The 10,863-nt window shown below is 68.9% G+C and carries 9 protein-coding genes; 1 reads left to right on the plus strand and 8 read right to left on the minus strand.

The window, feature by feature from the left end; translation table 11 throughout:
- Positions 1 to 33: 33 nt before the first annotated feature.
- Positions 34 to 207 (plus strand): CsbD family protein, encoded by a 174-nt coding sequence (locus ABI385_RS16635; protein ID WP_348104875.1) that lies wholly within the window; start codon positions 34 to 36, stop codon positions 205 to 207.
- Between the two features lie 51 nt (positions 208 to 258).
- Here the strand turns inward: ABI385_RS16635 and guaD are convergent, their stop codons facing one another.
- The 8 genes from guaD to ABI385_RS16675 form a co-directional block, all read right to left on the minus strand.
- Entirely contained in the window at positions 259 to 1,545 is a 1,287-nt protein-coding gene (gene guaD / locus ABI385_RS16640) for a guanine deaminase (RefSeq protein ID WP_348104876.1), read from the minus strand.
- Positions 1,542 to 2,363 carry a xanthine dehydrogenase accessory protein XdhC gene (gene xdhC / locus ABI385_RS16645; RefSeq protein WP_348104877.1) on the minus strand — a complete coding sequence of 274 codons (822 nt, stop codon included), beginning with the start codon at positions 2,361 to 2,363 and terminating at the stop codon, positions 1,542 to 1,544. The genes guaD and xdhC overlap by 4 nt, the downstream gene beginning before the upstream one ends.
- Positions 2,364 to 2,373: 10 nt before the next feature.
- Positions 2,374 to 4,824: a xanthine dehydrogenase molybdopterin binding subunit gene (gene xdhB / locus ABI385_RS16650; RefSeq protein WP_348104878.1), complete on the minus strand. Its 2,451-nt coding sequence runs from the start codon at positions 4,822 to 4,824 to the stop codon at positions 2,374 to 2,376.
- Complete coding sequence (locus ABI385_RS16655; protein ID WP_348104879.1) at positions 4,821 to 6,335, minus strand: FAD binding domain-containing protein; 1,515 nt, start codon at positions 6,333 to 6,335, stop codon at positions 4,821 to 4,823. The genes xdhB and ABI385_RS16655 overlap by 4 nt, the downstream gene beginning before the upstream one ends.
- A 189-nt stretch (positions 6,336 to 6,524) precedes the next feature.
- Positions 6,525 to 7,892 (minus strand): 8-oxoguanine deaminase, encoded by a 1,368-nt coding sequence (locus ABI385_RS16660; protein WP_348104880.1) that lies wholly within the window; start codon positions 7,890 to 7,892, stop codon positions 6,525 to 6,527.
- Between the two features lies 1 nt (position 7,893).
- Positions 7,894 to 8,397 (minus strand): 2-oxo-4-hydroxy-4-carboxy-5-ureidoimidazoline decarboxylase, encoded by a 504-nt coding sequence (gene uraD / locus ABI385_RS16665; RefSeq protein WP_348104881.1) that lies wholly within the window; start codon positions 8,395 to 8,397, stop codon positions 7,894 to 7,896.
- Positions 8,394 to 10,325: a 2-oxo-4-hydroxy-4-carboxy-5-ureidoimidazoline decarboxylase gene (uraD, locus tag ABI385_RS16670; RefSeq protein WP_348104882.1), complete on the minus strand. Its 1,932-nt coding sequence runs from the start codon at positions 10,323 to 10,325 to the stop codon at positions 8,394 to 8,396. Before uraD (ABI385_RS16670) ends, uraD (ABI385_RS16665) begins: the two co-directional genes overlap by 4 nt.
- Before the next feature lie 138 nt (positions 10,326 to 10,463).
- Positions 10,464 to 10,863: helix-turn-helix domain-containing protein (locus ABI385_RS16675; protein ID WP_348104883.1), on the minus strand; the 400-nt coding region annotated here is incomplete at its 5' end.

The following is a 10,863-nucleotide window of genomic DNA, read 5'->3' on the forward strand; positions in this document are numbered from 1 at the left end:
GCGAGGTGCGCACCACCGTCGAGAGGACACCTCATGGGACTGATGGACAAGGCCAAGAACGAGGCGGAGATCGCCAAGGGCAAGGTGAAGGAATCCGTGGGCGGCGCCAAGGACGACGAGGGTATGCAGGCCGAGGGCCAGGCAGACCAGGCGTCCGGCAACATCAAGCAGTCCGGCGAGAAGGTCAAGGACGTCTTCAAGGACTGACCCACCCCCGACTCCGGCCAGCCTGGGTTCGGCCCAGGCTGGCCGGAGCGGTCAGCCGGTCAACCGCTGTCCGGCCACCCACACCCCGGCGGTGTCGGACACCGTTCCCATTGCGAAGACCTTCGCGAGAGCGTCGTCCGCGTCGTGCGCGTGCTCGAGAGCATGGGCCAGGGTGCTGCCGGGCTGCGGCTGGAGCCAGAGGGCATCGAACTGGCGACCGATGGACAGGTCTCCGACGAGGTTGTCCAGACCGAGCGCCTGGGCACCGGCACGCGTGGCCAGGTACAACAGGTGTGCGGGTGTGAGGGGCAGCCCGCGCTCATTCAGCAGCTGTTGCATGAAGTACGCCTGTAGCCCTTCCTTGAGCAGCGACAGACCCGTGCCCGCCCCGACGTCCGAGCCCAGCGCCACGTGGACCCCCGCCTCGACGTGGCGCTTCAGCGGGAAGAGGCCGCTGCCGAGGGCGGAGTTGCTTGTCGGGCAATGGGCCACGGCGGCGCCTTGGGCCGCCAACAGTGCGAGCTCACGGTCGGTGACGTGGACGTTGTGGGCGAAAACGCTTCTGGGGCCGACCAACCCGACCTGATCGTAGGTATCGAGGTAGTCGATCGACGTGTGGAAGAGCTGCGCCACCTGCTCGACCTCCGCGAGGTTCTCGTTGACGTGCGACGTGAACCAAAGGCCCTCGACGTCCTTGTCGAGCGCAGCGCACGACTCGAGCATCTCGTCGGTGGAGGAGAGCGAGAACCGCGGCGTGACGGCATACCGGTTCAGCCCGGTGCCGTGCCACTTCTGCGCAAGCGCCCGTCCCTCGTCGTAGGCGCGAGCGGGCGTCGACAGAAGGTCTTGGCGCAGGACGCGGTCGCTTACGACGAGCCCAGTCGTCATCCGCACTCCCACTCGGGACGCCTCGGTGAAGAGCGTGTCCACAGCGCCCGCGAAGTGCGAGCCGAAGACAAGCGCAGTCGTCGTCCCGGCGGCCACCAGTCCCGACACGAACTCGTGTGCCACCGCTCGGGCGTATGCGGGTTCGGCCAGTCGGGCCTCCTCCGGCAAGGCGCTGCGTTCGAGCCATTCGAGCAGCGGCATACCGAGGGCACCGATGCTTCGCACCTGGGGGTAGTGGACATGCGTGTCCACGAGCCCTGGGAGCACGACACCACCGCGCAGGTCGACGACCTCCTCGTCGGGGTGTGCGCCGACAGTCGCGGCGAAGTCGCCCCGCTCGCAGATCACCCCGTCGACAACGAGGATCCCGGCGTCCTGCTCGGATCGCAGGACACCGCCGGTGAACGGGCTCTCCGGAGTGTCGAGTACAGACCCGCGATAGATCGTCATCGTGAAACCTGCTGGGAGTGCTCGCGTTGCATGATGCGCACCAGATCGGCGGCGACACTCACTGCGATCGTGGCCGGGTCTTTCCCGGTGATGCCGGGCAGCCCGATCGGCGTGGTGATCCGGTCGAGATCCGCCGCGGAGTGACCCTCCTCGGAGAGGCGGACCTGGAACCGGCGCCACTTCGCCGACGACCCGATCAGCCCGATGGTTCCGAGATGGGTGCAGCGCAGCGCCACGTCGCACAGCGCGACGTCCTCGGCGTGGTCGTGCGTCATCACCAGGACGTGCGTTCCCGGCGGCACCTGACCGAGGACGAGCTCCGGGACAGGTGCGTGATGCACGACCACCCGGGCCACTGCGTCGAGGGTGGCGCTGTGCAGAGCGCCCGAACTGGCATACGTCGCACGGGAGTCAGCCAGGTGCAGCTCGACGTCGTGGCGAGCGAGGATCCGGGCGAGCTCGACCCCGACATGGCCGAGACCGAACACGGCGATGGACGGGACGACGGCGAGAGGTTCGAGCAGCACGGTCACCTCGCCACCGCAGCACTGCACCCCGTGGTCCGCGAGAGCGCGCTCGTTGAGCTGGGCTGACATCAACTCGGGCAGCCGGGCACCGTCGGTCAGCAACGCGCGAGCCCGTTCGACGGCGGTTGCCTCGAGGTTCCCCCCGCCGATGCTGTCCCAGGTCTGGTCGGCGGAGACCACCATCTTGGCGCCCGCCTCTCGGGGCGCGTGCCCACGCACGGTCGCCAGCGTCACGAGCACTCCCGGTCGGCGCTCTCGGCGCAGCGAGTCGACGGCGGAGACCCAGTTCACCTCCTCCTCCTTAGACCCGAGCCGGCACGGGACGCTCGTACGCCTCGGACGTCGGCTGCATGGGGTGCGAGCCGATGCCGGGCTGGTCCGGGACCACTCCCGGATACCCCTCGTCTACGTGGCCGTGCTCGGTTGCCCGGCGGGCCTGCTCGACGGCCCAGTAGACGGCCTCGGGAGTAGCGGGAGACGCCAGGTCGACGCTGATGCCGGCCGGTCCGAAGGCGGCCGCGGCTTGGCGCAGCGCCTCCCGCACGGAGAAGGCGAGCATCAGCGGCGGTTCACCGACGGCCTTGGACCCGTAGACCGCCCCGTCCTCGTGGGCCTGGTCGAGCAGCGTGACGTTGAAGATCTCCGGCATCTCGGAGAAGCTCGGCAGCTTGTAGGTGCTGGCCGCCTGGGTCGCGAGGCGACCTCGGCTCGGCCGGTCGCTCTCGTCCCACCGCAGGTCCTCCAAGGTGAGCCAGCCGGCGCCCTGGACGAATCCGCCCTCGATCTGACCGAGGTCGACGAGCGGGGAGAGGCTGTCCCCCACGTCGTGCACGATGTCGACGCGCCGGGTCCGGTATGCGCCGGTGAAACCGTCGACCTCGACCTCGGTCGCGGCCACCCCGTAGGCGAAGTACTTGAACGGTTCGCCCTGCATGGTCGAGGAGTCCCAGTGCAGACCCTCGGTGCGGTAGTACCCGGCCGCGAACAGCTGGACGCGCCGGAAGTACGCCGTCGTGACCAGCTCCTCCCAGCTGATCCGCTTGCTGGTGTAAGCGACGCCGCGTACCTCCCCGGCCTCGATGCGGACGTCATGGGGTGAGATGCCGAGCGTCTGGGCTGCCACCTCGAGAAGCCGCGCCTTGATCTGCTCACAGGCGGACTTGACGGCCCCTCCGTTGAGGTCGGCGCCCGAGCTGGCTGCGGTGGCAGAGGTGTTGGGCACCTTGTCGGTCCGGGTCGGGGCGAGCCGGACCCGGTGCAGGGGGAGGCCGAGGGTCGTCGCCGCAACCTGGAGCATCTTGGTGTGCAGCCCCTGGCCCATCTCGGTGCCGCCGTGGTTGATCAGCACCGACCCGTCCTTGTAGACGTGAACGAGAGCGCCTGCCTGGTTGAACGCCGTGAGGTTGAAGGAGATCCCGAACTTGACCGGGGTCATGCCGATGGCGCGTTTGACGTCGTCGTGCTCGGCGTTGAACCGGGCGATCTCCTCGCATCGACGGGTGACGTCACCCGAGCCGATGACCTGGTCCCAGGCGGCCGTGGCTCGCTCGGGGTGCCGGACGGGCTGGCCATAAGGAGTGGTCTGGCCCTGCGAGTAGAGGTTGCGACGGCGAAGATCCATGGCGTCGATGCCGAGCAGCGGGGCGCACCGGCCGAGGATGTCCTCGATGACGATCATGCCCTGGGGTCCACCGAACCCGCGGAACGCCGTCTGAGAGGTCTTGTTGGTCTTCGAGATCCTCCCGTTCACGCGGGCGTTGGGGATCCAGTAGGCGTTGTCGATGTGGCACAGCGCACGCGCCAGGACCGGTTCGGACAGGTCGATGCTCCAGCCGCCGTCCGAGGTGAGGGTGGCGTCGAGGGCCAGCAGATGTCCCTCCTCGTCGAAACCGACCCGCCACTCCGCGTGGAACCCGTGGCGTTTGCCGGACATGGTCATGTCCATCGTCCGGTTGAGGCGCAGCCGGACCGGGCGCCCGGTGAGGATCGCGCCGATCGAGGCAATGGCGGCGAACCCGTGTGGCTGCATCTCCTTGCCGCCGAAACCGCCGCCCATGCGCAGGCATTGGACCGTGACCTCGCTGCTCGAGCGACCGAGGACGTGCGCCACGATCTCCTGTGTCTCGGACGGGTGCTGGGTGCTGCTCTGGACGAACACCTGGCCGTTCTCGTCCACCAGGGCGAGGGCGCAGTGCGTCTCGAGGTAGAAGTGCTCCTGACCGGCGAAGTCGAGCTCGCCGCTGAACACGTGCGCAGCCTGGTCGAGACCGGCCTCGACGTCGCCGCGTTCCATGTGCGGCTGGGCGCCCTGGAAGCTCTTGGCAGCGATGGCTTCGCGGACGGTAACCAGCGAAGGAAGCGGGTCGGTCTCGACGACGACCGCAGCGGCGCCGAGGCGAGCGGCCTCGATCGTGTCGCCGAGCACCCAGCAGACCGCGTGTCCGTAGAACATGACCTCGTCGGGAAACAGCGGCTCGTCGTGCTTGATGCCCGCGTCGTTGACACCAGGGACGTCCGCGGCGGTCAGCACGCGGACAACCCCCGGGACCTCGAGGGCCGGGGCCGTATCCATCCGCGTGATCCGGGCGTGGGCCTGCATCACCTGGACGGGGTAGGCGTGCAGACAGTCCTTGGTGCGGCCGACGAGGTCATCGGTGTAGAGCGCCTCACCAGTGACGTGAAGGGAGGCGGACTCGTGCGGGATGGCCTCTCCGACAACGGGATTGATCGGGCGCTCGGAAAGGGTGCTCATGCTCCTACCTCCGTGGCAGAGTCGGTCTCGCTGGGGTTCCGGGCATGCAGCTTGAGCAGCGACGTGCCGAGCATCGCCGACCGGTATGCCGCGCTCGCCCGGTGGTCGTCCAGGGGGGTGCCCTCACGGCGCAGGATCGCGGCTGCTTCGCGGACCGTGGCGCGGGTCCAAGGACGTCCCTCGAGTGCCTCCTCGGTGGCGCGAGCCCGCAATGGGGTGGCCGCCACCCCACCCAGACCGATACGGGCCGTGACGACCTCTCCCTCGACTACCTCGAGCGCATAACCCACGGCAACGCTGGAGATGTCATCGAACCTGCGCTTGGCGATTTTGTGGAACGCGGTGATCCCAGCCAGGGGCAACGGGATCCGCACCGCACGGATGACCTCGTCCGGTCGCCGCAGCGTTTGTCGGTAGCCGGTGAAGTAGTCGGCGAGTCGCACCTCGCGCTCGCCTGCGTTGGATGCGAGGACCAGCACTGCCTCGAGGGCCAGGAGTGCGGGCGGGATGTCGCCGATCGGGGAGCCGGTGCCGAGGTTGCCGCCGATCGTGGCGCCGTTGCGGATCAGGCGGGACGCGAACTGGGGGAAGACCTGGGCCAGCAACGGGATCCGCCCGTCGAGACGGCGTTCGATCTCCGTGAGCGTCAACGCTGAGCCGAGCTCGATCCACTCGTCTTCGATCTTGAAGGTCCGCAGCTCGGGCAGCCGGTCGACGCCGATAGCGTACGCGGCCCGGACCCCGCGGATGTTGACCTCGACGCCCCAGTCGGTGGATCCGGCCACCAGCACGGCGTCTGGGTGCTCGGCGATCAGCGCGGTCGCCTCGGACAAGGTCATGGGTCGGACGAACTCGCCGTCCGGTGCGACTAGGCGCGTGTGTGCGACGGCCGGCGGCGCGAAGTGGCATCGGGCTGCGAACGCGTCGTCCTCGGCGGGCGTACCCAAGGCGTACGCGGCGTCGCGGATAGGGCGGTAGCCGGTGCACCGACACAGGTTGCCGGAGAGCGCATGCAAGTCGAACCCGTTGGGTCCGTGTTCGTGCTCGACCGTCTCGCCGGACTCCCTGGGATCCAGGTCGTCGGGGTTGTCGGCGGACTGGGGTGTGGCCGAGCGGTCGGCCCGGTAGTACTCCGCGGCCATGCTGCAGACGAACCCGGGCGTGCAGTAGCCGCACTGAGAACCACCGCGGACCGCCATCTCGCGCTGGACGACGTGCAGGTCGCTCGAGGTGCCGAGCCCCTCGGCCGTGACGACTTCCTGGCCGTCCAGGGTGGCCATCGGGATCAGGCAGGAGTTGATGGCCGTCCACTGCGTCCGCGTAGCGCCGTCGTGGTAGTCGGGACGGGCTACGAGCACCGAGCAGGCCCCGCACTCGCCTTCAGCGCACCCTTCCTTGGCGCCGGTGAGACCGCTGTCGCGCAGCCAGTTCAGGGCGGTGGTGTTCGCCGCCAGACCGTCGAGTGGTCGGGTCCGACCGTTGACGGTCACCTGCATCGGGGTGGTACTCATCTCGTCTCCTGTCGCGCCGCCGTTGGCTCGATCATCCGCTCCGACGTCACGTGTCGGGGAGGGCGGCATGGTTGAGGTCGTGCGACGGCCGGGTGGTGATCCATGCAGAACGCCCGGCCGCGGAGATGATGGCCATCGTAGCGTTTCAACGTTCTGTTGAACAGGGCCGAGAGAGGCCGGCTGTCGCGGTCATCCTGCGACGCCGGCCTTGACCAGGAGGCGTCGGCCGGCCTCGCGAGAGGCGTCGGTCACCTGCTGCTCGTCGACGCGGACCAGGCGGTCGCGCTCGACGACGGGTTCCCCAGCGACGAGCAGCAGCTCCAGGGGCGGGCGGTCCCCGAGGACGAGTGCGGCCACCCGGTCGACGATGTCGACGTGCGCGAGCGTGTCGACCCGCCAGACGGCGACGTCGCCCTGTTTGCCGACCTCGAGCGACCCGATCTGCTCGTCCCAGCCCAGTACGCGGGCGCCACCGATCGTGGCGACCTCCAACGCATCTCGCACCGTCAAAGCCTGCGGGCCACCTCGCGCCCGGGCGAACAGCAGGGCATGGCGGGCTTCTTCCAGCAACGACGACGCCTCGTTCGACGCGGCTCCGTCGACACCCAGCCCTACCGGAACTCCGGCGTCCTTCAGGTCACGCAGCCGAGCGATACCCGCACCGAGCCGCGCGTTCGAGGACGGGCAGTGCGCCACGCCCGTCCCCGTCGCGGCCATCAACGCAATCGCGGAGTCGTCGAGATGGACGCCGTGCCCGAACCAGACGTCGTCTCCCAACCACCCCAGGGACGCCATGTAGTCCACTGGTCCGCAGCCGAACCGCTCGCGGCAGAACGTGTCTTCGTCGAGCGTCTCGGCCAGGTGGGTGTGCAGCCGCACTCCCTTGTCCCGTGCGAGGCTCGCGGCTTCGGTGAGCAGCTGCGTTGTTACGGAGAACGGTGAGCACGGCGCGACTCCGACGCGCAGCATTGAGTCTGCGGAGGGGTCGTGGAACCGGTCAACGGCCTCGCTCGTCGCGCCCAGGATCTGGTCGATGCCCTCCACCACGTGGTCGGGCGGAAGTCCACCCGCTGACCTGCCCAGGTCCATCGACCCCCGGGTGAGCATGAACCGGAGCCCGACCACACGGGCCGCCTCGACCTCCGCCCCCAGCACGTCGCCCCCGTCGGCGGGGAACACGTAATGGTGGTCCATCGTGGTCGTGCACCCGGTCCGGGCCAACCAGCCCAGGCCGGCGGTCGCTGCTGCGCCGACGGTCTCCTCGTCGATGCAGCCCCAGACGGGGTAGAGCGTAGTCAGCCACTCGAAAAGAGTCGCGTCGACCGCGAGCCCACGAGTGACCCACTGGTAGAGGTGGTGGTGCGTGTTGACCAGCCCGGGGGTGACGACGCACCCGCGAACATCGACGACCTGCGCCCCGTCGACCGCGGGTGCCGGGCCGGGCCCGACGGCCGCGATCCGGCCGTTCTCGACGACGACGTGACCCGACGCATACTCGGTCCTCACCCCGTCCATCGTGACGACCGTGCCGCCGTCGAGGACCAGGCGACCGGCCACCTCAGACCACGCTCTCTAGCCGCAGCAGAGCGATCTCGCGCAGCTGGGTGACGGTCTCGGCCTGTTCCTGCTCCACCGAGCTGCTGAGGCGCCGGTCCAGCTCGGCGAGGATCTGCTGCGCGGACCGACCGGCAGCCCGGATCAGGAAGACCCGTCCGAAACGGTCCTCGTATGCGGAGTTGCCGGCTTCCAGCCGCGCTGCGACCTCGCGGTCCTGCGGGTCGACCGCCGACTGTTCGCGCTCGGAGTGCGCGGCGTCGTGGCCGGCGCCGGCCCGCTCCCCGATGCGCGGGTGGCGGGCCAGCGCGGTCTCGACCTCTTCTTCGGTCAGGCTGTCAGCGGCCGTGGTCGCGGCCGCTCGCAGAGCCGGCCACGACGCATACGGGCGACCGCTTTCGATCACGGCGACCCACCGGGGCACGTCGAGGCAGGTCCCGAGCAGGGCCTTCGCCTCCTCGCTGCGCAGAGCGTCGAAGCGCCCCACGTCCGGTGCGTCGTCGCTCATCGCCGCTGCCGGGCGCTGTGGATCGGGTTCGCGCCCGCGAGCAGGTCGTCGAACCGGTGGCTCGCGATGCGCGAGATCTCGACCAGCGCGGTGGCATGCTCCTGGGCGGGCGAGTTCTCCAGCCGGTCGCGACCCTCGGCGAGGAGATGCTCGTAGGACTCACGGTCGCGGACCGACATGACCAGCGGGAACCCGAACCGCTCACGGTAGGCGGCGGTCAGCTGCCCCAGCTCGTCGTTCTCGGAGTCGCCGAGGATGGTCAACCCCAGCGAGGACTGCTCGGCAATCGAGCTCTCGCCGGTCAGGCCGCTCGCGACCGCCTCGGAGCCGAGGTCGGGATAGGAGGCGATCAGGTGGCGCTCCTGCTCGTCCGTGGATGAGAACAACGCCTGCTGGAACGCCCGCCGCAGGTCGTGGGTGTCGCTGTAGGGCCGCCGCTCCCAGGCCTGGTCGACCGCCCAGGACGGACCCTGGTAGATCGAGCCGAACGTGGTGTGGAACTCCTCCTGGCTCATCGCGTTGACCTCGCCCAGGCGCACCGAGTCTCCGGGTGTGCCTGCCACGGCCGGGCCGTCGTTGTTTCCCACGTGGTGGAAGACGTAGTTGAGGGCGATGGCGGTGATGCTGCCGAGGGTGATGCCGCTGCCGAAGATGATCTGCGCCCAGCTCGGCACCGCCTTGGCCACGTCAGGCTGCACGGTGACGAAGACCGCCAGGCCGAGGGCGGTGCCGACGATCACGACGTTGCGATGGTCGTGGAAGTCCACCCGCGACAGGGTCTGGATGCCGACGACAGCGACGGTCGCGAACATCGCGAGGGCGGCACCGCCGAGGACCGGGTGGGGGATGCTGGCCACGATGGCTCCGGCCTTGGGGATCAGCCCGATGACGATCATGATCGCGCCGGCCGTCGCGACGACGTACCGACTGCGGACTCGGGTGAGCCGCACGAGGACGACGTTCTCGGCGAAGCAGGTGTAAGGGAAGGAGTTGAAGATGCCGCCCAGGGTCGTGGCCAGGCCGTCAGCCCGCAGCGCACGGGCGATGTCGTCCTTGGTGATCCGCTTCTCGACAATCTCACCGGTGGCGAACACGTCCCCGGTCGTCTCGACAGCGGTGATGAGCATGACGACGATCATCGAGATGATCGCGGCGGCAGAGAACTTCGGCCAGCCGAAGAAGAACGGAGTGGTGAGCCCGAAGAACGAGGACTGGCCCACGGTGTCGAAGTGCGCGTCACCGAGCGCCCAGGCCACACCCGTGCCGATGACCAGGCCGGCCAGGACGGCGACCGTGGCCATGAACCCCTTGAAGACCCGCTGGATGAGGACGATGAGCGCGAGGGTGCCCATCGCGTAGGCAAGGTTGCGCCCACTGGTCGGGTCGAGGGTGGGGCCGGCTCCGCCGACGGCATCGGCGGCGGCAACCGGGAGCAGCGCGATACCGATGATCGTGATGACCGACCCGGTGACCACGGGTGGGAAGAAGCGGATCAGCCGGCTGAAGTAGGGGGCGATGAGGAAGGTGAACAGGCCGGCGACGATGACCGCGCCGTAGATGACAAGCAGGCCCTCGGTGCCACCGCCGGCGGCGAGACCGATCGCGATCATTGGTGAGACCGCGGTGAAGGTCACGCCCTGCAGGAGGGGTAGCCGGACGCCGATCTTCCAGAACCCGACGGACTGGATGATCGAGGCGATCCCGCAGGTGAAGAGGTCGGCGTTGATCAGGTGGATGAGCTCCTGGGTGCTCAGCCCGATCTGGTTCGCCAGCAGGATCGGCACGATCACCGCACCGGCGTAGAACGCGAGGACGTGCTGGAAGCCGTAGATCGCCAGCTTGGGGACGGGGAGGATCTCGTCGACGGGGTGGACCGGTCGCTTCGCAGGCGACTCGGGCGGGCGGGGGAGGGTGGGTGTCGCTGTCATGTCACACCTGATTCCTTGAAAGATGCAATGGAAACTACCGGGATGCGGAATCGCTGTTACGAATGACGGAAACTGTAGGGACTTGAAACGCGGGCGTCAACGGTTTGTTGAAACCAGTTCGTGGACGCTGACCAACGGTCAGGCGGACGAACGGCCCGCCCTGTTGAGGTAGTTGTAGACGGTGAAGCGGGTCACGCCGAGGGCCTGGGCGACCGTCTCGGCGGAGCGCCGCATCTCGAACGCGCCGCGCTCCTCGAGCAGCCGGACCGCACGTTGCTTGCCGTCCCGCGCCAGGTCGGCGAGGTCGCCCCCGAGCTCACGCTCGACGTCGGCGATCAGACGCGCCAAGCCGTCCGAAAGCGAAGCGGGTTCGGCGGGGGCGGATGGACTGTCCGGGTTGGCCGAGATGGTCGTCGAGGCGGCCGCGGCGTCGAGGCGTACGCGTACGGTCGGCCCTCCCGGCCAGCCGACCTCGACGTCGCCCGACGCCACTGCGTCGGTGACGACCCGCCCACCCACCCGATGGAGCAGCGGCTCA

Origin of the sequence: Lapillicoccus sp., assembly GCF_039935575.1 — a bacterium.
Taxonomy (GTDB): Bacteria; Actinomycetota; Actinomycetes; order Actinomycetales; family Dermatophilaceae; genus Lapillicoccus.